Genomic DNA, 26,153 nt, shown 5'->3' with positions numbered 1-26,153 from the left:
GCCGTATTAATTTGTCCTCTCCGATTGACCAATCGGACAGTTATCGATCGAGGACACAAAAAATCTGGAGAATTATGAAATTAACTGGAGTTTTAACGCTTGTTCCGCTGTTACATCTCAGTGCCTCTGTGTATTCGCAGCAAGTCACACTAAAAGGACAGCGTGTAAAAATAAAAGATGCTCTACGCACAGTAACCAAACAAACAGGATACGGGTTTCTCTACAATTCTAGAATGTTAGACCTAGAAAGTAGCATTTCTGTAGATTTAAGTAATGCCCCTTTGTCGAAAGCTATAGAAGATATTTTAGCTACCAAGGGATTGACTTATAGGATAGAAGAAAAAACCATTGTACTGTTGCCTAAAGAAAAAGATCATTCTGTTGTACGTAATGTAGAAGTTCAGGATGGGGTTATTATTAAAGGAAAAATTACGGATGAGAATGGAAAACCTCTAATTGGTGCCACAGTACAAGTAGAGGGACAGAAGCTAGGATGTACCTGTGGTAATAATGGCGAATTCGAACTGAAGGTACCCAAAGAAGGGGTAAATCTAATTGTTTCGTTTGTGGGCTATGAAAAACAGATAGTCAAAGCCAAGAAGGAGATGACTGTTGTGTTAAAGTCTTCTAGTAGCATTGAAGAAGTGACTGTCTCGACGGGTTACTTCAATCGTACAAAGGAAAGTGCTACAGGATCACAGATTGTGGTGTCGGGTGAAGATCTGAAAAAAGTAGGGTCACTAAACTTGATGCAGGCGTTAAATGCTTTCGATCCATCAATTCGTGTAGCACCTAATTTAGAGTTTGGTTCCGATCCAAATCGGGTTCCCGATATTACCATTCGTGGGGAGAATGGCTTTGATTTACGGTCTAGTGCCGATGATGCGCGAAGTAATCCAAACTCGCCTTTATATTTATTAGACGGTATTGAAGTGTCTGCTACACGTATCTACGACTTGGATATGAATCGTATCGAGTCTTTTGCTATTCTTCGTGATGCGTCTGCTACATCTCTATATGGTTCCCGTGGTGCGAATGGGGTTATTATTATAACGACTATTCCACCCAAAGAAGGCGCCGTTCGGGTATCCTTTAATGCCAATTCGAATGTATCCGTTCCAGATCTTCGAGATTACAACTTGATGAATTCTTGGGAAAAATTAGAGTATGAAAGATTAGGAGGGTTGTATAAAAGTCTTGGACGAGAGGAGCAGTTTCTATTAGATATGCAATACAGCGACCGTCTTGCAGAGGTTGTTCGAGGTGTTGATACTTATTGGTTGTCAAAACCACTCACGACTTCTGTCAATCAGCGTTACAGTACTTTTGTAGAGGGTGGTGACCGTAGTTTTCGTTACGGAATTACACTTAATTATGATAAAGATAAGGGAGTGATGAAAGGATCAGGAAGGGATCGCTATGGGATTAACGTTAGCTTTAACTATTATCCGAAAAGCAATTTCTTGATTCGTAATGATGTGACGGTTAATAATGTTAAAGGTTTTAATTCCCCATATGGGTCCTTCAGTTCGTATGCACGAATGAATCCTATTGATCGGATCTATGATCGAACAACAGGAGAGATGATTCGTCATTACGAATTCAATAATACAATGAATCCATTGGTGGATGCATCCTTACCTAATTTAGATTACAATCGTTACCTAGAGGTACAAGACAATTTTAATATGGATTGGCGTGTCAGCTCTAATTTTAGGGTAACGGGACGTGCTTCATTAAGTAAAAAATTGACTAAGGAAGAAAAATACATTTCACCGTTTTCTTCGATTTTTGACAAAGAATTGAAAAGTGAAAATAAGGGTAGCTATACTATTTTTGATCAGGATGATATTAATTTTGACGGTACAGTAACAGCTTCCTATAATCAAGTCTTTTTAGATAAGATATCTACCAACATTGGAGTCGGAGCGAATACAGTTACTTTATCTCAGATTGGAGAAGGCTATACGGCTACAGGGTTTCTATCTGACAACTTGAATTTTATTCAATATGCACAACAATTCAAGGAAAACTCAACTCCTAATGGTCGTTTAGATAAGTCACGGATGATTGGATTTTTTGGAAATGCCAATGTTGGGTATGACAACAAATACTTTGTGGATTTATCATTCCGTACAGATGGCTCTAGCCGTTTTGGAAGAGAATCTCGTTTTGCTCCTTTTTGGTCGGTTGGGGCTGCTTGGAATGTTGATCGTGAGGCCTGGTGGAAGAGCGATGGTACATTAAAGATAAGGGGATCAGTCGGTAGTACAGGATCGGTCAATTTTTCAGCGGATCAAGCGTTGACAAAATACAGCTATAATGCCGACTACGAATACAATGGCTTCTACGGCGCGCAACTACTAGGTTATGGAAATCCTGCCTTGAAATGGCAAAACACGTTACAGACTAATCTTGGTGCCGACTGGACCATGTTCCGCAATTTATTGGTGTTAAATGTTGATGCTTATATTAAGCAAACGCAAAACCTTTTATTGCCAATCGACGTTGCTCCATCTACTGGATTCACTAGCTATACCGAGAATTTAGGCGCAATGGAAAACAAAGGGATGGACATGCGTCTTCGTTTCAATGTTTTACGCGGGAACAGTCCGGTCACTTGGAATTTCACCTTAGGTGCAGCTACCAATAAAAACAAGATTGTAAAACTGTCTAATGCTTTGGAAGCGATGAACGAAGAAGCCAATAAGGAAGAGAATGTAACAGGTCCTAAGCCATTACGTGCCTACGAATCAGGGCGTTCACAAAGTGCATTGATGGTCGTGGAATCCCTTGGGATTGACCCAATGACTGGTAATGAGATTTATAGAAAACTTAACGGAGATCTTACTTTTAAATATGATGCAAAAGATAAAATCATAGTAGGTGATATGAATCCAAAGTGGATGGGGACATTCCAGTCTAATCTAATCTACAAAAACTTTAACCTGTATTTTATTTTAGCCTATGAATATGGTGCAAAAATTTATAATTCCACGTTAGCGCAAAAGGTAGAAGGTTCCGATCCGCGCTTTAATGCGGATAGAAGAGTTTTGTACGAGCGTTGGAAGCAACCAGGAGATGTTACATTATATAGGCGGATTGATGACACATCAGCTCCTTATCAGACAACACGTTTGGTGCAGCGGAATGATTTCTTAAGATTACAAACTTTAACGTTGACTTATGATCTCCCGAAAAGAACGTTAGAACATTTACGAATGGAGCGTGCGCGAATTATGGTGACATCAAGTGATCTTTTCCGGTTCTCAACTGTAAAAATGGAACGCGGTACGACTTATCCCTATGCACAGACTGTTTCATTGGGACTTAACTTGACTTTCTAATACTATAGATATGAAGATAAAATATTTAATACTACTAAGCTGTGTTTTTCTTTTTTCTGCGTGCAACAAGTGGTTGGATGTGGAGCTGGCAGATAAGGTTCCACAGGAAAAGTTATTTAGTACGGAGCAAGGTTATCAAGAAGCTCTTGCCGGAGTGTACAGTGCGATGGCTAGTGAGAACTTGTATGGTAAGCGTCTTAGTATGGAGGTGTTGGATCTATTGGCACAATATTATAACTACAATAGTATTTCAGCTGATTACGAAAAGTTAAAAGCATTTGATTATAAAGATGAAAAAGTAGAATCTACTTTCTTGGGTATTTGGAATAAGCTTTATACGGCTATCAGTGCAACTAATAATATTATTTATTGGGCAGAGAAAGATGTAGATGTGCTGACACCGAAAGTAAAAAGTCAGGTGTTAGGGGAGGCTTATGCTTTACGTGCCTATCTACACTTTGATTTAGTTCGTCTCTTTGCTCCAGATGTTAAGCGTTCTCCAAAGGCGCAAGGGATTCCTTACAATACACAATTCGGTGTATCACTTCCTCCGATTTATACGGTTGAACAATGCGTTCAATTAGTTATGGATGATCTTAGAGAAGCTGAAAGGTTACTTGCAGATGATCCAATTATAGGTGTAAAACCTTACGAGATGACTAATAAAAACGATGCGGATAAATACGTGGCACGAATGAATCTATTCGCTGTCAAAGGTTTAATGGCACGTGTCAGTTTGATGCGAAATGATAAAAACAACGCGATAAAATATGCCAAGGAGGTAATCGAGTCAAATCGGTTTAAACTGTTGAACTTTGCTAGTGCTGACAAGCCTGATGAAGAAATAGATATTCTATTCTCTGATGAGCATATCTTTTCGTTGCGGAATAGAAAGATTTCAGATTATAGTAAAGCTTTGCATTTTTCATCAACACCAGAGTCAGGTGGAAGTAAGGCTGCACTTCTCACTTTTGGAAGTCGGTTTCAATGGTATGAAGGCAATAATGATGATATCCGTAATATCAAATGGTTTTCTACAGTAGATGGTTCTTTCATGAAGTTTACCGTTGATAATACAAAGAATATTTTTCGTAAGATGCCTATGATCAAGTTATCAGAGATGTATTTGATTTTGGCAGAAGCATATCTAGGAGTAGACGATATGCGGGCACAGGCATACATCAATGAGTTACGTAATCATCGTATTCGTAATAATGCACCATGGGGATACCTTACTATGGAGTATATATTTGATGAGTTGAAGCGCGAAATGGTAGGCGAGGGACAGTTGTGGTATGTATACAAACGACTCAATCTTGGCATTCCAATCAATAGTGGCACAATCGGAGTATTGCCACCAAGTGACGACATATTTGTGTTTCCAATGCCACGAAAAGAAATTGAAAACGGACACCGTAATTAAGAAAACTTTATTATGAAAAGTATATATATTTTAACCTTGTTGTCGTTTTTTGTTATCGTAATAAATTTAAGTTCTTGCGATCAATCCATAGATAACTTGTATACAGAAAAATCGCGTATCCAATTTAAGTATTTTAAAGAAGATACGGTAACTCAAGGACAGGCCACTGTTTATCGACGAACTTATTTTGATCGTACTACATTATCTTTTGGTATGTCAGATGACGAAGTCCAAGAGGATACCGCTAAGATTGTTGTAGAATTTCTCGGTGATGTTTCCAATAAGGATAGAACATACAGAGTGCGTATTAATCCAGATTCGACTACAGCGAAAGAAGGTGTACATTATAAGCCTTTTTCGTCGACGCAGACTTTTCGTGCAGGACGAAGAAAAGATACACTCAGCATTGTTGTTTTAAGGAAAGATCTAGGGACCAGTTTTATTAATCCTGTAGATTATCGCCTTACATTGGACATGGAGGCTACAGAAGACTTTAATTTGGGTATGAAAGATGGTTTGTACACCCATCTGTATATGAATAACTATCTCGTAAAACCAAAATGGTGGGATGGAGTAGGCTCTTTAATGTTTTATCATCCTAAAAAATGGAAGATCTTGATTTCTTTTAATGAAAAATGGGCAAATAAGGAGAAAGAACCGTTCAATTTCAATAATGGGGGGAGAGAATATTTTGAAGCTTTACGTAATTATCTAGAGCGCGAACCGACTTTTGATGATGAGACTGGAGCACGTATTTATATTGATCGGTTAGTTGAGCAAAATAATTAATTGTAATAAAGATAGTAGATATGATAGCTATACATAATAAATTTTGGGGAATCTTTATGGGAGCCTTGTTGTTGAGTTCCTGTTATAAAGATCTCGGTACCGGCCCTGAGGATTATCAGGAAATTAATGAAATAAAAATAGATGGAATAGAAAGACAGTATGCTTTAGATATGGACGATAGTTTAAAAATAAGTCCAAAACTCGAAGGTACACTTTATAGCGATACGAGTAGGTTTAATTATTTATGGGAGATTGATAGTAAGAAGGTTGGACAAAGTGCGGAGTTAGCTACGGTAATAAAATTGCTTCCTGGAAATAAGGTATCCCGTTTTATAGTAGAAGATAAAGAGACTAAAGTGAAGAGCTACTTCCGTTTTGAAGTAAATGTGTCTTCTTCTACTGCAGGCGATTTGATTATGGTGTTAAGTAAATCCAATGGGAAGGCAGAGATTTCTTATCTGCGGCTGGATAAACCGTCTAATTGGGTTGTTAACTATTATGAATCTCGCTTTGGAAAGCCGTTAGGAACCAATCCGCAGCGTTTAAACTTTTTGATGTTGGAAGCGACCTTGCCTGTAGAAGAAACCAATAATGCTCCATTTGCGAATAGAAATGGACGGGTTCTGGTTTTGGTAGACAATCAGTTGGCTTTGATTGATAAAGGTACCTTAGAACCAAATGTAGTACCCTATTTAGAAGCGGATGCTTTTACGAGAACAGCTTATTATCCAAAACCAGATACAGAAGGCTATAAGCCCGAGTTTATGGCATCAGCTATTTATACATGGCGTAAAAATCCATACGGTAGTGGAATTCAGCAAATGGAAAATTTTCAATTAATTTCCGGAGGGGCGCTTTATTACGGTTCGCTAAGTAGTTATAACTGGACTCCTAGTTTTGCATATAATGGTAAGAGCGCCTATGGCCGTAGTAACTATTTCTCACCTTTTGGCTATTATCATACTATGACACCCACTGTAGATAAGGGTACAATGTTTAATCATAGTTATGATTTGGGTGATTTTATTGTATTCGACCGTACTGTTGGACGATTTTCTTATTCAAATTCAGGAATAAGTCGGCAAATACCAACTACGGATGTGAAAGCATTTCCTGGGTACGATTTGATTTATGGATCTCCTACGAGTCAATCAGGAACTTCTTATGCAGTATTGAAATCATCATCAAGTTCTCTACGTTTCCTATTACTTGGCAAAGCTGGAACGAAATATTCTTTGACTGGGGAAGTTAGTGGAGGTGTAGCCACTGAGGAAAGTAAGTTTTATAATATGAAGACATCACCTTATGTAGTTTTTACAGCTGGAAACAAGTTATACAAGTATAATGTCTTAGACATAGGTTCAGGAACTGTCCCAGGAACCGGTCATGAAGTGCTTTCACTCAGTTCATTAGGTTATGATAACGAAGCTAAGATTACCAGTATGAGCGTGTCCAGATCAGAAGGGACATTACTTTTGGGCGTATCTCGTTATGGTGCCGATAATGAAGGTAGTGGAACAGAACTTAAAGGTGATGTATTACGTTTTGATTTGGACAGAACGACCTTACGATTGAATCTAAAAGAAAAATATGAGGGTATTTCAGGTATTCCAGTGGATGTAAAGGTTAAATACCAGACCAATTTTCGGGATGGTCGATCTGATGGGGGAGTTACCTTAATTGATAATATTTAATAGAAATAGTAATGAAGATAATGAATTTAAGAATCTATTTTTCACTCCTTTTGTTTTATCTTTTTGCCTTTTCGTCCTGTGTTAAAGATACAAGTGAATACTTGTCACAGGAGAAGAAGGACGTAGAAATAGATCAATATGATACGGTCGCTGTTACTCCAGGAGGAACGGAGGGTGAACTGCAACCGGGTATACATTTGGTGAAACTTGATGTCGAAACAAAGGGAATAGCAACTGTCCGTAGGTTTAAATATTTTATGCCGGTTTCTATTGACAAAAGTAAACCAATTTCTTTGATCTTTGATTTCCATGGGAGCTATGGAGCGGGGCAGGATCCTATCGCTAATGTATCCATGAGTCAACCTCTATTACAGTTGGCGATTAAGCAAAACTGTATCATAGCGATTCCTGCAGGTGAAGATACTGGAAGTGCTGTCAATTGGCAAAATTCTGACAACCACTTTCCATTTGTCGACGCGATGGTTGATTTTTTCAAAAATCAGACTCCGAAAATAGATGTAAACCGAATCTATACCTGTGGACATTCCAGTGGAGCCATCTTTTCATATGTACTGGCATTTTATAGATCGGATATATTTGCAGCCGCAGTTCCAGTCGCTGGACAAATGAAAATTCAAGATTCCGAGGTTGCACCTAATAGAGTTGTACCTATTAGAGCGTTTAATGCTAAGAAAGATGAATCCGTAATAGCTTCAGCAGTAGTTGATAATATTACGGTGTGGGCAAATAAGGTGGCTGGATATTTTCCTGCCGATGCAGTGTACAGCGATACTTTATATATTGATAATTATAAACCTTATTTAACCAAAAAATGGAATGGGGGTAAAGGCGATATTGAGCTTTTTATGATCGAAGACGAAGGGCACAGTATCAATTGGACACGTATTATGCCTTTGATGTGGGAGTTTATGGCAGCTCATCCTAAGAATGTAAGCTCGTCTGGTCTTTATATTACCTCCGCATTAAAACGCTTTGATGCGGTTGAGGGCCAAACGCTAAAATCCGAAATCCGCTATAGTGAAGGCGCTTCTGTTAGTATCGTTTCTGCACCGTCAGATTGGACTGTGACTTTATCAGGTAATATTCTCAACGTAAAGGCACCTAACGATTTCTTTGGTGCTACCACTATTAATCGTAAGGGAGAAATCAAGTTAAGCGTAAGTGGTAATGGTTCGACAGCTAGTCTCTCACTTCCTTATACATTAGCAGCTCCTAAAGCATATTATGAGGTAGGAGATTTAATCTACGATGCTGATTTTAAACCTACGGGTGTTGTATTCTGGGTGAATCCTTCCAATATTAAGGAAGCTAAAATAATAGCCTTAGAGCATACTACGAAGCAGTTTGGTGCTGTCGGAGCTAATTTCTTTACCCCTAGTTATACTGATGGATATGGTAATACCTTGGCGTTAATTGCTCAGAATAAGACGTTAGCTACCAAACTTACAGCGACGACTAGTGCATTTGTGTACGCGTATGAATATAAAGCATCTGTTGGAAATACCATTGGTTGGTATTTACCTGCTGTGGACGAATTAAAAGCATTGGACGCAAATCTTACAGCTGTTAACAATGCGCTTAAGACACACGGTACTGCGTTGGAAATTGCATCTTCCTCCGGTTCATATTATCTGTCGTCAACAATGCTGAAGAATGGTACGTCCAAGCAGTTTCAGACTTTCGACTTTAATACAAATCCGAGCTGGCATGGATATTATCCGTTAACGGCAAATGCATCAGATAATTCGGCTTATGTCGCTACAAGGCCTATAAAGAAGGTCACGAAGTAATGAAATTTAAAGGGGAGTAATTCCCCTTTATCCCTTTAAAGAACTATAAAATACAAACAGAATGAATAGGATTATTACCGCTTTTGTGTTGTTTATGGGAATGACATCCTTACAAGCACAGGAGCATGTCGATTTCCAAAAAATAAGCTTTACAGAAGCTAAATCTAAAGCTAAGGCTGAGGACAAATTGATTTTCTTGGACGGCTACACCTCTTGGTGTGCACCCTGTAAATGGATGGAAGGTAATGTTTTTAACCAGAAGGAAGTTGCAGATTTCTATAACACAAATTTTATCAACACCAAGTTCGATTGCGAAGTCGGAGAGGGGATCGATATTGCTAAAAAGTATGGTATTCGTAGTTTCCCTACCTATTTGTTCTTAGATGGAGAAGGTGCTTTGGTGTATCGTACGCAATCCCGTATGGAAGCCGATAAATTCCTTATAGAGGGTAAGCAGGCCCTAAATAAGGACTTTCATATTCCTGTTATTCAAGAACAATTTGCTTCAGGAGAAAGAGACCCTAAGTTTTTGTTGCGCTATATCACAGTGATGAGTAGCGTGGATCCTAAGGAAGCACAGTCCGCTCGTGTTGCCCTAGATGCTTTAGCAGATACAGATTTTCTTAAGACACCCGTCGGTTGGGAGGCTATTAAGCAATTAGGACAGAATGGTAACGATAAATATGGGAAGTTCTTTTTGGCGAACAAGGCCTTCTTTAAAACGTCCGTACCAAAAGATGAGTTTCAGAAAAAAGAACAGCACCTTCTGCGGTATGCCATGTATGGTTACATCCGGGATAAAGATAAGGTGGAATTTGAAAATGGCCTTGTTTTTTTTGAACAAGGAGACTCAGATATGCAGGTTGAAGCAGCCATGTATAAGGTCGAATGGATAGCTGCCAACGGTACTGATCAGGAGTTTGTACAAATGACCAACAAGTTTCGCAAAGGCATTCTAAAAGATCAAGCGGAAAAGCTAAGTTTCATAGCCCGTCGCAATTCGGGTAAATATGGACAAGATAAAGCCCCTTCGAAAGCACTTTTGAATCAATGTTATGTTCTTGCTAAACAAGCCGTAGAGCTGGATGGAAGTTCTTACTCCAATCAGGGAACTTTTGCTGAGATTTGTATTACGTTAAAAAAGAAAAAAGAAGCCGTAAAAGCTGCTGAAGCCGCCCGGGCATTGGCCGATAATGAAACTTCTAAAATAATCAAAATTGCAGATGCCCTATTGGAAAGAGCACAACAGTTGTAGTTCCGATATTTTATAAAGTAATATTGAAAATCGCTTGGGAGACCGGGCGATTTTTTTTTGAAAAAACAATAACTTAACTTTAGAACCTTAATCGAGTTAGCAGTTGTGAATAATGTAGACCATAATGATGAGAAGTCTTTACTTCTGCTTTTGCGTGAAGGAAACCATACTGCATTTGAGATACTGTACAATAGACATAGTCCACAATTGTTGTTCAAGCTCGATGGCAAACTGCCGGAGGCGGCGCAGGCAGATGATATTGTGCAGGAATTATTTGTTAAGCTGTGGGAGCGCCGCGAACAAATTGATCCCGAAAAGCCTTTTGCAGGGTACCTGTATCGCATTGCTCAGCGCATGTTGATCGACCATTATCGCCGTATAGCCCGTAATACGCTACTCTATAAAGAGATCCATGGGGTTGGGGAGATCACAAATTTTACAGAAGAAGCATTTGCTGCAAAGGAAACCCAACAGCTCTTGGATGATGCACTAAAAGGACTCACTCCTAGGCAACGGGAGGTGTTCCAGCTGTGTAAAATCCAGGGTAGATCCTACAAAGAAGCTGCGGCAATTTTGGAAATCAGCCCGGAGACCGTGCATGTACATTTGGTCAAGGCAACACAGGCTGTCAAGAGCCATTTGTTTACGCATCAGAAATACATCTCAGGTGCTTTGGCTGTTGCTTTGATACTATCTGAACGACTCCTAAATTCTTAGGCATTGTCGTCATTCTTAAATTTTATTTTATTTTTTTCGATTTAGACTAACCCCTTTGTGTTTTCTAAGCGTAGTGTTTATAAATGGGGAGACCAATGCATGATCTAAAACAATTAAAAGAGCTCTATCAACAGTATCTTAAAAAGACTATTCCCGATAGCGGGCGGGAGACATTAATGCGTTTTTTTTGCAACTGTACGGATGAGGAGATAGAGGAGGTACTGGGAGCATCCGATATCGCAGTAGAGGAAGATTTTGTAGTGCCTAGCCATTTCGAACCACGTGTGCAGCAACTTTTGGGTCGTATCAACCAACAAGTGGATCAGGAGAGTGTAAAAGAGAAAAGGAGTATAAAGCAGATTGTCCTGCGATGGGGCAGTGTGGCCGCTGTGCTGGCATTGATTGGATTTGCAACGTATACCATGTATGAGAGAAATCCTGCGGTAGAGATAAAGGACGGGACACAGGTCTATAACCAGGATATACCTGCTGGCGGTAATCGTGCTACGATGTTATTGTCGGATGGCACCTCGGTGGAGCTGTCGGAAGATAAAGAAGAGATTATTGCGGTCAATGGCAATTACCATTATGAAGATGGTACTCCGCTGATGGAAGAGGCAGGTACGGTACAATCGGCTGTGCTCCGTACTCCCCAAGGCGGGCAATACCGTGTTGTACTATCTGATGGTACTAAAGTGTGGCTCAATGCATCATCGTCATTGACTTATCCGACCCGTTTTGTGGGCGGTAAGCGGCAGGTGACGCTGGTAGGTGAAGCTTACTTTGAAGTCGCTAAAGATACAAAGTGTCCCTTTGAGGTAATCAATGCAGGCCAGGTTGTCGAAGTACTGGGCACATCCTTTAATATTGCGGCCTACCCGGAAGAGAAGACTATAAAGACCACCTTGTTGGAAGGGCGTGTGAAAATAGCGTTGCCGGGCAATGGTATGTTCAAGATGCTAACCCCTAATCAGCAAAGCACAACCGAATTAGGAAGTTCATTGATAGCGGTGAAGACCGTGGATACCGAGTCTGCAGTTGCCTGGAAGAACGGTTACTTTATGTTTGATGATGAAGATTTTGAAAGCATCATGAAAAAGGTAGCAAAATGGTACGATGTGGATATCGTTTACGAATCCAAGCCCCAGAATATCGCTTTTATAGGTACCGTATCCCGTTCAAAGAATATTTCCGAAGTGCTGCATGCCCTGGAGCGTACCGGAAAGGTGAAGTTTAAGATATCCGGCAGGAAAATTACTGTTATTTAATATAAAGATCTAACCATTTTAAATTAGTGAATTTGATGTACTAACGTATGATTACAGGCAGAATATGCGTAGCCGATCTGCTATGCTGCTGCACACTTAACCTAAATTCGTGGACACGCATGATTGTCCTTTTTTGAAAGAATAACTAACCCAAAATAAATATGAAAGACCATTACTCCTATTGGTTTAAGCTGCGTGCTTTTATGCCAAGAAAAACAATGTTATCCATGCGGTTTGTGATCGTGTTGCTTACTATCGGATTGTCCCAGGGACAGGCCAATAGTTTTGCACAGCGGATTACAATCTCAGAAAAAAATGCGCCTCTTGAAAAAGTCATAAAGGCGATCCGCATCCAGAGTGGCTATGATATCCTGGGCGATGCTTCCCTCATTAAAGAAGCTAATCCAATCAATATCAGCGTCAAAAATGCCACTGTAGAGGAAACCCTAAATGCGTGCTTTGCCGGCTCTAATATCAGGTACTCTATAGACAATAAAATTGTAGCTTTACGTTTGGAGAAAACACCTTCTCCCCGCGTCAGCAGTGCTCAGACGGATAAAATAACCGTTGTCGGAAAGGTTGTTGATGAGAAAGGACAGGCGTTGAGCGGAGCTTCTGTGCATGTCAAAGGAGAAGGACAATCCGTCCAAACAGAACGCGATGGTACCTTTCGATTAGCATCTGTTGATAGAAATGCCGTTCTGATCATCAGCTATGTGAGCTATAGATCTATAGAGATCAAAGCAAAGGAACAGCTTGGAAATATCAATATGCTACTGGATGATTCGACCTTAGACGAAGTCAATGTGACAGTCAGTGCAGGGTATGGTACTATCAAACGCCGTGACCTGACTGATGCGGTAAGCAGTCTTAATCCCAAAGTGTTAGAATCTTCCACTGCGATTTCTATTGGTAATATCATTCAGGGACAATTGCCCGGTGTACAGGTGATAACCGGGTCTAGTTCTCCGGGAGCTCCCGTACGTATCCGTATCCGCGGTGATGCAAGTCTTGGTAACGGAGTAGATCCATTGGTTGTTGTCGATGGTGTACCTATGCCCGATGACTATGACTTGAACGACATCAATCCGAATGATATTCAGGCATTGGATGTTCTCAAAGGAGCTTCGGCTACAGCGATTTACGGTTCCCGCGCATCCGCCGGTGTACTGGAGATCCGTACAAAACGGGGTACAGCCTATACCAAGCCACAGATTTCCTATAGCTACAATATAGGGGTGAAAGCATTGGAAAAGAAAGTGAAATCCTTAAATGCAGATCAGTTTAAAGATCTTTTTGAAGAAGGACTGATCAATTATATCGCAGGTGGGTATAACGTGCGGGGGGGAGATGATGCGGTCAAAGCATTTACCAGCCCTACTACAGGAGTGAATATTTACGAACGATACCTGCCGGCGGATAAGTTCGGTTCGGCAAATACCGATTGGGTCGACCTCATGATCGGCAGAGCTACCTCCCAGGTACATCATCTCTCTCTTCGCGGTGGGGATCAACGTTCGCAGTACTCCTTTTCGTACGGCAAGAACAAAGATGACGGGATGCTGGTCGGAAGTAACTACGACCGGAATACCCTCAATATGAACTACGATCAAAACTTTAGCGATTACGTTAAGGTAGGCTTTAGCTTGATGGGGACTACAGATGAGACCAATGGAACTGTTTCTATCGGTACTGCGACAAATATGCGTCCTGATATTCCAGTATATAATGAGGATGGTAGTTACCATATTTTTAGCTATGATTTTAATGGCACACGCTATTATTTAGATAACCCTCTGATCCTGGCCAACGATGTGACTAAGAGAAGAACGGGTAAGGTGTTAAATATCAGTCCTTACGCTGAGTTCAGGTTCTTGAAAGACTTTAAGTTTACGACACGTTATAATTATTATTACAGCCAGGGCGCGGCTAAAGAGTATTATCCAAGAACTACCCAGGTCGGTAAGAATTATAGCAACGCCACAGGTGTACTTCAGGACAATCAGAGCAGCGGGGTGAATACCACATTCACGAATTACCTGTCCTATTTAAAAACGGTCGGTGACCATGATATCACCGCTGTATTGGGAACTGAGTATAATACCTCAAAGAATGATTACGTCAATGAGCGCTATATGAATTTTGCCGATGATAAGATTCAAAATGCGGTTTGGCAGGCTGCTAAATATCAATGGGGAAGCGGGGACGTGACAGAGACAGCTGCTATCGGGTACTATGGCCGTCTCAATTATAAATTTAAAGACCGTTATTTGTTGACTTCATCGTTTCGTGTCGATGGTTCTTCACGCTTTGCTCCGGCCAATAGATACGGATTTTTCCCAGCTGTGTCTGCGGCATATATTATCTCTGATGAACCTTTCTTTGAAAAGATCAAGAACACAGTCGATCTACTCAAATTCAGGGCGAGTGCAGGAAAAACCGGTAATGATAGAGTGGGAGCTTACAGCTGGTTAGCCCAGTATCAGAGTGGGGTGAGCTATATGGACCTGCCTGGTGTGCGGCCTACAGACCTGGGCAATGACAACCTGAAGTGGGAGTCTACCAGTGAGTATAATGTAGGTTTAGACTTTGGTTTCATGGCAAATAGCCGCATCCGCGGTTCTATCGATGTCTATAAGAAAGACATCAATAATATGCTGATCGGTATACCGATGGCACCCAGTACGGGTGTCGTGTCTGTATATCAGAACTTTGGAAATATGAGCAATAAGGGGATTGAGCTGGGGTTAAGCGGTGTCGTTGTACAGCGTGACAACTTTACTTGGGAGCTTGGCGCCAATATTTCTAAAAATTCGAACAAGCTGACCAAGCTTGGCATTGATAGGGCATCAACTACTTCAGGAGCGACTTACCTATCTTATTATGTCATCGAAGAGGGGCAGCCTCTGGGATTGGTTTACGGGTATAAAACAGACGGTTTTTTCCAGAGTTGGGAAGAAGTGGATCGCTATGAAGCCTTAAATACAGAGAGAAGATATCAGGAAACAAATTTTTATTCCATGCCAGGAGATATCAAGTTTGTGGATGTGAGTGGCGACGGTTACATTTCTTCGGGAACCGGTAAGGACGATGATATTCATGAGGATAGACGAGTGATCGGAAAAACACAGCCAAGTTTCTATGGCGGATTTAACTCGTCATTACAATACAAAGGGCTAAGATTAGATATCACTGGTACTTTCCAAAAGGGAGGTGTCAAATATTGGAAATATGGCGAAAATCAGCTTCAGATGAGCTATATATCACCTAATAACGTGGATGCGCTGGCTTTAGAGCGCTGGACTCCGGAAAACCGCGATGCAAAGTATCCGCTGATGCGCCATAGTTATTATACCAACAAGATTAATGATTTCTGGTTGTACGATGCTTCTTTCTTAAAGATTCAAGAGATTAATCTGTCTTATTATATTCCTAGAGAAATATTGCAGAAGACAAAGATTATCAGTGGTCTGAATGTTTTTGCTGCGGTTAACAATGTGATTACATTTACCAAGTATCCAGGATACAATGTGGAGAGTTTTAGTAGTAATCCTTTGGAGGGAAGTATGATGGATAATTCTGCTTATCCCAACGAACGCACTTTCAAAGTAGGTGCACGGATCATGTTTTAAGTTTTACCTGTAATAGAAAAATAATGAAAAGAACAGTTATATATAGCCTTGGATTATGTGCGTTATTCGGGATCACATCCTGTGATAGCTATCTTGATAAGTTACCGCCACACAGCCTTGTGGAAGATAATGCTATTACGGATGCCGCTAGTGCAGAAGCCGCGCTGATCGGGATTTATGTGCCATTTAAGGCAATGAACCCTGGGCCTTTTGGTGCAGCTTATATCTCGGATGGAAGTCATATGGTCGGTTTTACTTCCGGTATTTTCCGGGGTTTCGATAGGGATCTCGAGGAAAATACCGTCAATACTGGGGATGCTTGGGATGAGTGTTCGCAGATTATAAATGCGGCTAATGCGGTAATCAAAAAGACAGGCGAATTGCCGGATACGAAATTTGCTGGAAACCGTAAGGCGGAGATTATTGCAGAGGCCAGATTTATGCGTTTTTTCGGTCAGTATTATATCTTCCGCTATTATGGACAGTTTTGGGATATCACCTCGCCTTATGGTGCACTGATGCGAAGAGAACCTGCCCGTGTATCGACCAATAATTATCCGCGTGCTACCGTAGAGGAATCCTATAACCTATTGTTGGAGGATCTGGACTTTGTTATTGCTACCAGTCCATCATTCAGCACCGTCTACCGTCCGTCCAATCTATTGGCCAAAGCTTATAAAGCCGAACTGCTTCTAATGCGGGGCACAGCCAGCGATTTGAATACTGCAATCCAGTTGGCAGACGAGGTCCTCAACGATCCGTTGCGTAAACGGGAAGTCACCTATGGCGATATCTTTAAAAATGGTTACAAGTCTTCGGAGCTTCTGTTTACCCGATATATGGACGCGCAGATGCTCGCCAATGTGTTCTCCAATGTAGGAAGTATCGTTAGAATGTTTGGCGGAGAATTCAAGCCTACGGCATTATTAGAGGGAATCCTGAACGGAGATAGTAGAGCCCCTTTTTATAAGCGGGTAGATATGGTAAATGGCAAAGAAACTGTACGTGTGCCAAAATTATTTAAAGAGGATGGCAACTGTCTTCCTTACTATATGCGTACCAGTCAGATGGATCTGATCAAAGCGGAGGCCTATGTGCATCTTAAGCAAAAGGAAAATGCGGTAGCAGCACTTAATGTGTTGCGGTTGCGTGCTGGCGAAGAGGGATTAAAGGCAAATGACATTGCGGATGAAGAATTGCACACGGTTTTGTTTGAGGAAATAACGCGTGAACTGGCATTGGAAAACGGGTATGAATGGTTTGCTTCCCTACGTTTAAAAGGTAAGGATGGTAAGGCGTTGATTTATTCTATCAAACCTCAGGTCAAGTCCGTAAAACAGTTTATCTGGCCTATTCCACAGAAAGAAAAAGAATTGAACAAAGCAATTATTCAAAACCCAGGATACGAAGGAATTTAAAAATGGATAGTATAATGAAAAAAGGAAGATTGAACCTGTTTGCGCTGGCTATAATATTTATAGCAGGTATATATCAACCGCTGAAAGCACAGGGAATTGTTTTTTTGCATGACTATGAGATTGCGCTTGAGAAAGCGAAACAAGAAAACAAGTTGATTTTTGTCGATTTCTATACCTCATGGTGCGGTCCATGTAAGATGCTGGATAAGGAAGTGTTTTCTCAGGATAAAGTTGGAAATCATTTCAACACCAACTTTGTAAATCTAAAAATCCAATGTGATGATAAAGGTGTAGGAGTAGAGCTGGGTAAAAAGTATCAGATTGTGGCCTATCCTACCCTGATGTTTCTTAATGGACAGGGAGAAGTCGTTCACGCTGCAGTAGGGGGCTTATCTGCGGATGCCCTTATTGAGGTGTCGCGGATAGCGATGAACCCCGACAAAAACTTACTTTCTATTCTGAAAAAGTGGCAAAATGGAAACAGGGATAGTGACTTTGTGAAGACCTATTTTACAACACTTAAAGAGGCTTATCTACAAGAGAAAGCTACTAAGGATTTTTTAGATTTTTTTGAAGGCTTGACACCGGTAGCGAAAAATAGTAAAGCGACTTTTGAACTTATTAAGCTTGTAGGAGCTGAGCCTTTTTCAACTTTATTCACTTATGTAGAAGATCATCAGCAGGAGATTGCTATAAATAACAGTAATCAGGAGGTTCAGGAATTTATATCTAAAAGTTACCTGTACTATCTGTCCGGTCTGGCGAGGTCAGGTACACAGGCGGAGGAATATGCGGCCGCTCTTCAGAAGTTTAAGGCCAAAGGATATCCTTATGTCGCCGAGTATGAAATGTACTGTAATCTGTTTTTAGATGTAACCATTGAAAATTACATCAAGAACTGTATTGCGTTTTTGGATCAATATGGTCAGAACAGTGATGACTATACCCTTTCTTTGACCAGCTTGTTGGGCAATCTCACCGGCAGACCCAATCAGAGTGTAGAGGGGATTGCGTGGATGGAGACCTTGCTGAAAAGAAATCCAGATCCGAGATATATGCATGTGTATTTCTATATTACCTGGAGAAATCATCAGCTGGATAAAGCACTGGGGATTGGGGAACAGATCAGGGCGGATCTTATCCGTAAGAATCAGTCGACAAGAAGCATTGATGAGCAATTGGAAATGGTTCGTAATATTAAAGTGAAAAAATAGACGAAGTAAAAGCTTACGATTTATTAAATAACAAAGACCTCTTAGATACCCTTATCTAAGCGGTCTTTTCAGTTAGACTGCCCCGTCAGTTATTCCTATCTACGTCTCTACTCCGATCTTAAAATGGAAGGGCAGTTGTTTGTTTGATATACCGCATTACAAACGAACTCTGTATCTTGCTGACTTCAGGTATTGCAGAGAGCTTTCCTGAAGCGAAGGCATTATAGGCTTCGGGGCTACTTACCACCACTTTTAGTACAATGTCGAATATCCCACCGGTTACGTAAGCATCCATGACTTCATCCAGATCTGTAATTTGTTCTAAAAAGCGATCTACATGTACCTTTTGCTGACTGATCAGCGAGACGTTTACAATCACTGTAAAGTTTAGCCCGACTTTTTCCTGATCCAGGATAGCGACGTATTCTTTGATGTATCCTTCATTCTCCAGGCGTTTTATTCGGTCATATACCGATGTTCTGGACATATTCAGGCTATCGGTGAGCTCTGCTATATCAAACTTAGCATTCTTCTGAAGCTCCCGTAGTAGCGTCATCTCCTGTAGGCTTAGTTTTTCCATTGTATTTTTTCCGATTCTTTGTTTGTTTTAAGACTTGTTTTTGTTTAAAAAACGAAAATGGGCTTGTTTTTGTGTGCAAAATACATATTTAAAACTTAATTATTGGGTATAGTTCTGGTTTTGATAGATTTGACCGTACTAAATTAAGTAATGAATAAATACGTGTTGATTGTTGCTCTTGGGGCGCTTAGTTATGGAATGCTGTCCTCTTTCGCCAAGATTGCTTATGGGCAGGGATATAGTGCCGCAGAGGTTACCTTTATACAGGGCTTTATCGGGGCAGTGATTCTATGGGCAGCTTCATTTGGGAGATGGTGGCGTGATGGGAGAAAGCGCCCCGCACCACAACAGGCCGGACGGTGGAAACTCCTTTTGGCAGGAGCCTGTATGGGCGTCGCCACCTATTTGTATTACCTGTCTGTACAGTACATCACAGCTTCTCTGGCGATAGTTTTACTGATGCAGATGGCCTGGATGAGCATGTTTGCCGAATGGCTTGTACTCGGTCGACGGCCGCATCTCAAGCAGTTGGGAGCTGCCGCTTTTATCCTGTTTGCAACATTTCTAGCGGGCGGATTTACGGGGTTTACCACCAAGGACTTCTCGTTGTTGGGCATTGCTCTGGCTCTATCTTCTGCGGTCTTGTATTGTTTTTATATCCTATTCACCAGCGAGTTGGGAAAAGGGATGCATTTCCTGGAAAAGAGTGCCCTGATGACGACTGGTTCTACTCTTGCTATTTTTTTGATGAACTGCAATTCCCTATACCACAGTACCCATATTGACGGAGGTCTTTTTCAGTGGGGGCTTTTCTTGGCGATATTCGGTACGGTAATCCCACCTATATGCTTTAGCGTAGGGATGCCCAAACTAGGACCCGGACTCAGCGCGATACTCCTTACATTAGAACTTCCTGCGGCTATATTATGTGCCTTTTTAGTATTGCAGGAACAGATTTCGCTATTGCAGTTGCTCGGGATTATACTCCTATTTGCAGGACTGATCTATATCAATTTGTTTTTGAAAGTCACCGAAAAAGAAGACGCCAATAAGAGCGAAATAGAGATTACACCGTTAGTGACTCCTGCTCATCAGGAGACACGGCTGGAAAAAGAAAAAGATAAAGCGTTGACGATGTAGGTCTTTATTGATTCGAATGATACATAGGGCCACGTATGTAATTATTTGTTTTCATTTTATTTCATATTTTAGCTAAAGCCTTTTATCTCTTCTTGTGTACGTTAGTCTTCGGTAAAAAAATAAGTAAAGTATTGATATTTAGCTTTAAAATTAAATTTGTTTTTTTGCCTTTTATTAAAATAAGTTTTGAAATTACTTTTATTGTTTTTATTTTGGTTTTGATTTAACTTCGTATTGCTTCATATTTTTGTTGTTTTTGAAGTCTAATCCAATTTTAAACATATTATGATAAATCCCGAATATCACGTAGTTATCGTGTTGATTTTCTTTTGATAAGCGATTTGATTGTGATCTTTAATGTTTTGTTAACTCCGGGTTAGTCATTTTTTAACGGATGAGCACTATTTTTGCAACAGATTTTTGTTTGTTCGGTTTTGAAATTTAAATAAAATGAAGAAATAGGAAAGTATTTGAAAAAGACGGTTTTAAACATAACCATTTTAACCTCTAATCATGTTGCCTTTTTATTATAATATGGAAATACGTTACATTGTTGTATGGGGGATGATAGCAATGTGTCGGTTCGCATAAACTGAATCATGTATTCAATTACTAAACCTTATGAAAGCCAATTTGATTTTTACTGTTATATTCTTTTTGTTCGGAACGCTAATGCCTACGGCTCAGATAAAGATGTCTTATGACGAGTCTTTTGAATTGCTCGAAAAGGTATTGAGCAAACGTGGGGACTATTTTAATGCAAAGCTGGATCAGATTGAACAGGCTAAGAAAAAGCTACAAGCAGTTTCCAATGCTAAGGAAGAGTTTGATTTCTGTCATGAGCTGTTTGATATGTATTTTGATTTGCAGATTGATTCTGCCTTGATGTACGCCCAGCAAATGTTCCTCTTATCAGAGGATAAATTATCATCTAATATTTCATACAAAGCCCAATCTACCGTATTGATTGCCCGTTGTTATGCTTTTACGGGGATGTATAAAGAAAGCCAGGATTTATTGAACCAGGATTTATTTACGAGAACAGACCTTGATGATGAAATCAGAAGACTTTATTATGTAACGCAAATGGAGTTACATAAGGGATTGGCAGAGCACACTATCGTAGAAGGGGAGTTTAATAGCTATATCAAAAAAATAGAAGCTGATGTGGACTCCCTTTTGGTTTATACGCCTAAGACGTCGATTTGGCATTCTGTATACCTATCGAACAAATTGCGATCGAGCCAGCAATATGATAAAGCGTTGGAAGTTTTGCTGGCAGTTTATGAAAAGTTAACCACAGATGAACGGGATATGGCTATCGTGGCTTTCTATATTGCTAATTTGTACAATTTGAAAGGAGATACCGAAAGCGAAAAGCTATATCTAGCTATATCGGCTATTACAGACGTAAAGTTCGCGGTAAAGGAGTACGTATCCTTATGGAAATTGGGGGGGCTTTTATATGAGGAAGGGGAAATCGACATCGCACATAAATTTGTAGAAATATCCCTGCAAGACGCAATATATAGTGGGGCTTTTAGATGGATGCAACAGATTACACAGGTTCTCCCCAATATCTACGATGCTTATAATAATAAAATATTACAACAGCGTAATGCTATGATAGTTGGGTTTTCGGTTATTGCTTGTCTTTTACTGGGAATCACGATACAGTACAGAAGACTTCGCAAGACAAGAAATCAGCTGCATCATTTAAACAATGATTTAATCATAGCAAATAGAGACTTGAATTCTGTAAGTGAGAGTTTGCATCTTTCCAATGCGGAGCTACAGATCGCCAATAGCCAACTTGTTTTCCTAAATAGTGAACTGGTGAAAATCGGTTTGTTGAAAGAAACCTATTTAAGCAAGTTTATAGATCTTTGCTCTGACTATATTGATAAACTTGATGATTATAGGACGAATTTGAAAAGATTATTCAAGGGTGGAAAAATTGAGAAACTTCAAAAAGAACTCGACTCGAAGGTTCATGTAGAGCGAGAGCACAAGTCGTTTCTAACAAACTTTGATGAGACTTTTTTAAAATTGTATCCTAATTTTATAGATGAATTTAATAATCTTTTTCCACAAGAAGAAAAGCAGTTAATCAAGAATAATGATCTTCTTACCACGGAACTCCGCATTTACGCGCTTATTAGATTGGGTATTACTGATAATAATAAGATTGCGAGATTTTTGAGGTGCTCCATAACCACTGTTTATACTTACAGGTCGAAGAATAAAAATAGATCTTCACATCCGGATTTGTTTGAAGATACTATCAGAGATCTTCAGAAGAAGCCCTATTCCTTGTGCAATATTAAGTAATATTTAATAGCCTGTTATAGCTGCAGCATGTATCCCCAATAGGTCTTCTATTTGGGGTTTTTCAGCTTCAAAATAGCCCCCTTATACGATCTTCATGTACCCGGTTCTCTAAAAATATATTCCCTCTTATTTGTCGTGCTTTTAGTTCAATTTTTTATAAATAAAAGTCTAGATTTTAGGTTTTGTTTGTTGTTTTAATTCCTTGTTTTTCAGCTGTTTGCTTGTTTTGTGGTTTAGATTTTAAATATACGACTAGTCCAAATGAAAAGACCTGTTATTTAAATGTAGAACTTTGTTGTAATTAATCTTAAACGAATAAAATTGGGGTCAAGTTGCTTGCAAACTAGGATTTGTTTTTAGTTGCTGGAAAGCATATGCCAGTCATGAAATATTGATCGATAATTCTAAACCAAATAGTTGTTATATATGAAAATACGTTACATTGTTGTATGGGTATTTTTGACCATTTCCTATTTATTCAGCGCTTCGGTACAGGCGCAAGATAGAAATGTGTCAGGTATCGTAAAAGACTTAAAAACAGGAAAGCCACTTGCCGGTGTAAGTGTTCTTTCTAAACTTAAGCGTAGTACCGTCTCGACCGATGAAAATGGAGGGTTCTCACTTTCCAGTGCAGCCAAGGATACGCTAGAGTTTAAATTTGTAGGCTATATCCTGAGGTTGGAACCTGTCAGTGATAGGCATGTTATCGAGGTTCAGCTTTCAGAAGATGAATCTGAGATTGATGAGGTGACTGTTGTAGCCTTTGGTACCCAAAAGAAATCCAGTATTGTAGGGGCGATTACGACGGTCAATACGAAAGACCTACAGGTTCCTTCTTCGAATCTTACTTCGGCATTTGCGGGACGGATTCCAGGGATGATCGCATTCTCGCCATCGGGAGAACCGGGTGCTGACAATGCGGAATTCTTTATTCGTGGGGTTACGACCTTTGGGTATCAATCTTCACCGCTGATACTTATTGATGGTTTTGAATCTACCACCGATAACTTAGCCCGTCTGCAACCGGATGACATTGAGTCGTTCTCCGTACTGAAGGATGCCTCCGCTACGGTATTGTACGGTGCCCGTGGAGCCAACGGTATTATCATGATTACGACCAAATCTGGAAAAGAAGGCCCGGTAAAGCTGAGCGCCCGTGTTGATTATCATATTGCTACACCAGTACAGCAGATAGATATGGTAGATGGGGTGTCCTATATGAAACTCTATAACGAGGCCCGTACCACTAGAGATCCTTCGTTGGGAAACTATTATCCCGAACAAAAGATACAATCGACAATCAATGGAGAAAATCCGATGTTGTATCCTAATATTGATTGGTATAGTTATCTTTTTAACAAATCTGTAAGTAACAAAAAAGTAAACTTAAATATCTCTGGAGGCGGTCAGGTTGCTACTTATTATGTCGCTTTTGGAGCGGATCGGGAGTCTGGATTATTGAAGGTGGATAATAAGAATAACTTTAATAATAATATTGATATCGGTCGCTATAATATCCGTACCAATGTCGTGTTCAAGTTGACCCCGACTACCAAGTTGGATACCCGTATTCAGGCACGTTATGAAAAGTATAATGGCCCTTTTCAATCGGCAACCGATATTTTCAGAATGGTAATGAATATCAATCCGGTTGATTTTGCTCCTTATTATCAGCCTGATGCCGCCAATTTATATACAGAGCATATTCTATTTGGTAATAAATATACCGAGACTGGACTAATGCCCAATCCTTATGCAGAGATGGTGCGCGGCTATGAAGACCGTAATGAGAATAGTGTAATCGCACAGGCTACGCTTTCTCAGGATTTAGATTTTTTTACCAAAGGCCTAAAGTTTCAAGGTAAGGCGTCGGCGACTACTTGGGGGCGCTATGCAGGACGCCGGAGTTACGATCCTTATTATTATGATATTGACAAGTATAATCAGATCACTGGCGCATACGATTTGTTGATCTTGAATCCGGTAGGTGGAAGACCTTATTTAGGAGATGTGGATCCTTCACGCAATTCAAATGGACATTTCTATTTTGAGGCCCGTTTCAATTGGGATCGTGTGTTTGGTAATCACACTGTTTCGGCTATGACAGTGGGTATGATGGAAGAGAAGCTACTGACATCAGGAATTAGTAAATCGATATATGAAACACTACCCGAGCGTAATATGGGAAACTCAGGACGTTTTTCCTATAGTTACAATGACCGTTATTTTGCCGAGTTTGCTTATGGTTTCAATGGTTCGGAAAAATTTACAGGCAATAAACGTTATGGTTTTTTCCCTTCAATAGGCGGAGGCTGGATGATTTCCAATGAGAAGTTTTGGGACAATATCCGACCTGTAATGAATACTTTCAAATTGAGAGGTACGTGGGGTATTGTTGGTAATGATGCGATCGCAGGTCGTAAAGATCGTTTCTTTTACCTTTCGGATATATCATTGGGCGGAGCCGGATATACTTGGGGTAGTACCTTTAATAATGGATATGGAGGTTATAAGACGAACCGTTATGCCAATCCTGATATCACTTGGGAGCAGTCAGAGAAGATAAACTTGGGTTTTGAAACCGGTTTTTTTAATGGTGGATTGAAAATAGAGGGGGACTTCTTTCGAGACTATCGTAGTAAAATCTACATGATCAGACAGAATTTTCCATCTACTGCAGGTCTAGAGGCCTCTATCAGTGGCAATGTGGGCGAGGTCAAGTCGCAGGGGTTTGATGGTATGGTCGAGTTTAACAGAACTTTCAGCCAGGATTTTTGGATGTCTTTGCGTGGTAATTTCACCTATGCGACCAATAAATATGTAGCACTTGATGAAAAGGATTATTCGGATACCTACCTCAAGAAAATCGGAACAAATATTAATCAGCCACGTGGATTGATCGCAGAACGTCTTTTTGTCGATCAACATGAGATAGACAATTCACCTAAGCAGGATTTTGGCGAGTATAAAGCCGGTGATATCAAGTATATGGATGTAAATGGTGACGGGGTAGTCAATTCGAATGATATGGTACCTATCGGACATCCTACAGTACCAGAGATACAGTATGGATTTGGAGCATCTATGGGGTATAAGGCCTTTGATTTTTCTTTCTTTTTCCAAGGCAATGCACGGACTTCCTTCTTCATTAATGCGAGCGATAGTGGGATAGCTCCATTTGTCAATCACCGTAATGCTCTAGCGATTATAGCGGATGATTATTGGAGCGAGACCAATCCTGATGTACATGCGTTTTGGCCGAGGTTATCCACGAATGCTATGACCAATAATACGCGCAATTCGACCTGGTGGTTACGGGATGGTGGCTTCTTGCGGCTGAAGTCTGTCGAGTTTGGCTATAGTCCAAAAGGCCTGGAACGTTTTGGTGTCAAGAAAGGGTCTCGTTTCTATCTCAGCGCACAGAATGTCTTTGTATTGAGCAGTTTCAAACTGTGGGATCCCGAGATGGGGAGCAAGGGGTTAGGATATCCTCCTAACAGACGTTTTAATGTAGGTTTTCAGTTGATTTTTTAA

Annotated in this window: 15 protein-coding genes; 14 read left to right on the top strand and 1 reads right to left on the bottom strand. The window is 40.3% G+C overall.

Annotated elements, in window-relative coordinates; translation table 11 throughout:
• The first annotated feature begins 74 nt into the window (after positions 1–74).
• From JKG64_RS14950 to JKG64_RS14900, 11 genes are all read left to right on the top strand, one after another.
• Positions 75–3,347 carry a SusC/RagA family TonB-linked outer membrane protein gene (locus JKG64_RS14950; RefSeq protein ID WP_210355135.1) on the top strand — a complete coding sequence of 1,091 codons (3,273 nt, stop codon included), beginning with the start codon at positions 75–77 and terminating at the stop codon, positions 3,345–3,347.
• A 10-nt stretch (positions 3,348–3,357) separates the two neighbouring features.
• Positions 3,358–4,770, top strand: a complete 1,413-nt coding sequence (locus tag JKG64_RS14945; protein ID WP_210355134.1) for a RagB/SusD family nutrient uptake outer membrane protein — start codon at positions 3,358–3,360, stop codon at positions 4,768–4,770.
• A 12-nt stretch (positions 4,771–4,782) separates the two neighbouring features.
• Positions 4,783–5,559 carry a DUF4843 domain-containing protein gene (locus JKG64_RS14940; protein WP_210355133.1) on the top strand — a complete coding sequence of 259 codons (777 nt, stop codon included), beginning with the start codon at positions 4,783–4,785 and terminating at the stop codon, positions 5,557–5,559.
• 20 nt (positions 5,560–5,579) lie between these two features.
• On the top strand, positions 5,580–7,253 hold the full coding sequence (locus tag JKG64_RS14935; RefSeq protein WP_210355132.1) for a PKD-like family lipoprotein: 1,674 nt from the start codon (positions 5,580–5,582) through the stop codon (positions 7,251–7,253).
• A gap of 20 nt (positions 7,254–7,273) precedes the next feature.
• Positions 7,274–9,064 (top strand): alpha/beta hydrolase family esterase, encoded by a 1,791-nt coding sequence (locus JKG64_RS14930; RefSeq protein WP_210355131.1) that lies wholly within the window; start codon positions 7,274–7,276, stop codon positions 9,062–9,064.
• Positions 9,065–9,125: 61 nt separating this feature from the next.
• Positions 9,126–10,319 carry a thioredoxin family protein gene (locus JKG64_RS14925; protein WP_210355130.1) on the top strand — a complete coding sequence of 398 codons (1,194 nt, stop codon included), beginning with the start codon at positions 9,126–9,128 and terminating at the stop codon, positions 10,317–10,319.
• Between the two features lie 105 nt (positions 10,320–10,424).
• Positions 10,425–11,036, top strand: coding sequence for an RNA polymerase sigma factor (locus tag JKG64_RS14920; RefSeq protein ID WP_210355129.1), 612 nt, complete (start codon positions 10,425–10,427; stop codon positions 11,034–11,036).
• A gap of 95 nt (positions 11,037–11,131) precedes the next feature.
• The gene (locus JKG64_RS14915) at positions 11,132–12,304 is read left to right on the top strand and encodes a FecR family protein (protein WP_210355128.1); all 1,173 of its coding nucleotides are present in this window, start codon (positions 11,132–11,134) and stop codon (positions 12,302–12,304) included.
• A 161-nt stretch (positions 12,305–12,465) separates the two neighbouring features.
• The gene (locus JKG64_RS14910; protein ID WP_210355127.1) at positions 12,466–15,936 is read left to right on the top strand and encodes a TonB-dependent receptor; all 3,471 of its coding nucleotides are present in this window, start codon (positions 12,466–12,468) and stop codon (positions 15,934–15,936) included.
• Positions 15,937–15,959: 23 nt separating this feature from the next.
• Positions 15,960–17,354 carry a RagB/SusD family nutrient uptake outer membrane protein gene (locus JKG64_RS14905; protein WP_210355126.1) on the top strand — a complete coding sequence of 465 codons (1,395 nt, stop codon included), beginning with the start codon at positions 15,960–15,962 and terminating at the stop codon, positions 17,352–17,354.
• Positions 17,355–17,368: 14 nt separating this feature from the next.
• A complete protein-coding gene (locus JKG64_RS14900; RefSeq protein WP_210355125.1) occupies positions 17,369–18,568 on the top strand; it encodes a thioredoxin family protein in 1,200 nt (399 codons plus the stop codon).
• A 118-nt stretch (positions 18,569–18,686) separates the two neighbouring features.
• Here the strand turns inward: JKG64_RS14900 and JKG64_RS14895 are convergent, their stop codons facing one another.
• Positions 18,687–19,148: an Lrp/AsnC family transcriptional regulator gene (locus tag JKG64_RS14895; RefSeq protein ID WP_210355124.1), complete on the bottom strand. Its 462-nt coding sequence runs from the start codon at positions 19,146–19,148 to the stop codon at positions 18,687–18,689.
• A 150-nt stretch (positions 19,149–19,298) separates the two neighbouring features.
• On the opposite strand from JKG64_RS14895, the gene JKG64_RS14890 reads away from it, so the two are divergent.
• The 3 genes from JKG64_RS14890 (at position 19,299) to JKG64_RS14880 (ending at position 26,153) form a co-directional block, all read left to right on the top strand.
• Positions 19,299–20,288, top strand: coding sequence for an EamA family transporter (locus JKG64_RS14890; RefSeq protein ID WP_210355123.1), 990 nt, complete (start codon positions 19,299–19,301; stop codon positions 20,286–20,288).
• Positions 20,289–20,909: 621 nt separating this feature from the next.
• Positions 20,910–22,619, top strand: a complete 1,710-nt coding sequence (locus JKG64_RS14885) for a DUF6377 domain-containing protein (RefSeq protein ID WP_210355122.1) — start codon at positions 20,910–20,912, stop codon at positions 22,617–22,619.
• Positions 22,620–23,045: 426 nt separating this feature from the next.
• A complete protein-coding gene (locus tag JKG64_RS14880) occupies positions 23,046–26,153 on the top strand; it encodes a SusC/RagA family TonB-linked outer membrane protein (RefSeq protein WP_210355121.1) in 3,108 nt (1,035 codons plus the stop codon).

Origin of the sequence: Sphingobacterium tabacisoli (assembly GCF_017908035.1) — a bacterium.
GTDB classification, from domain to species: domain Bacteria; phylum Bacteroidota; class Bacteroidia; order Sphingobacteriales; family Sphingobacteriaceae; genus Sphingobacterium; species Sphingobacterium tabacisoli.
The sequence above is the reverse complement of the archived record's forward strand: the minus strand, read 5'-3'. Positions and strand labels throughout refer to the sequence as shown.

What these genes read in the sequence shown, in the direction of transcription:
- JKG64_RS14905 (WP_210355126.1), top strand. Translation starts at nt 15,960, where the DNA reads ATGAAAAGAACAGTTATATATAGCCTTGGATTATGTGCGTTATTCGGG.
- JKG64_RS14935 (WP_210355132.1), top strand. Translation starts at nt 5,580, where the DNA reads ATGATAGCTATACATAATAAATTTTGGGGAATCTTTATGGGAGCCTTG.
- JKG64_RS14945 (WP_210355134.1), top strand. Translation starts at nt 3,358, where the DNA reads ATGAAGATAAAATATTTAATACTACTAAGCTGTGTTTTTCTTTTTTCT.
- JKG64_RS14885 (WP_210355122.1), top strand. Translation starts at nt 20,910, where the DNA reads ATGAAAGCCAATTTGATTTTTACTGTTATATTCTTTTTGTTCGGAACG.
- JKG64_RS14890 (WP_210355123.1), top strand. Translation starts at nt 19,299, where the DNA reads ATGAATAAATACGTGTTGATTGTTGCTCTTGGGGCGCTTAGTTATGGA.
- JKG64_RS14950 (WP_210355135.1), top strand. Translation starts at nt 75, where the DNA reads ATGAAATTAACTGGAGTTTTAACGCTTGTTCCGCTGTTACATCTCAGT.
- JKG64_RS14880 (WP_210355121.1), top strand. Translation starts at nt 23,046, where the DNA reads ATGAAAATACGTTACATTGTTGTATGGGTATTTTTGACCATTTCCTAT.
- JKG64_RS14940 (WP_210355133.1), top strand. Translation starts at nt 4,783, where the DNA reads ATGAAAAGTATATATATTTTAACCTTGTTGTCGTTTTTTGTTATCGTA.
- JKG64_RS14900 (WP_210355125.1), top strand. Translation starts at nt 17,369, where the DNA reads ATGAAAAAAGGAAGATTGAACCTGTTTGCGCTGGCTATAATATTTATA.
- JKG64_RS14930 (WP_210355131.1), top strand. Translation starts at nt 7,274, where the DNA reads ATGAATTTAAGAATCTATTTTTCACTCCTTTTGTTTTATCTTTTTGCC.
- JKG64_RS14895 (WP_210355124.1), bottom strand. Translation starts at nt 19,148, where the DNA reads ATGGAAAAACTAAGCCTACAGGAGATGACGCTACTACGGGAGCTTCAG.
- JKG64_RS14925 (WP_210355130.1), top strand. Translation starts at nt 9,126, where the DNA reads ATGAATAGGATTATTACCGCTTTTGTGTTGTTTATGGGAATGACATCC.
- JKG64_RS14910 (WP_210355127.1), top strand. Translation starts at nt 12,466, where the DNA reads ATGAAAGACCATTACTCCTATTGGTTTAAGCTGCGTGCTTTTATGCCA.
- JKG64_RS14915 (WP_210355128.1), top strand. Translation starts at nt 11,132, where the DNA reads ATGCATGATCTAAAACAATTAAAAGAGCTCTATCAACAGTATCTTAAA.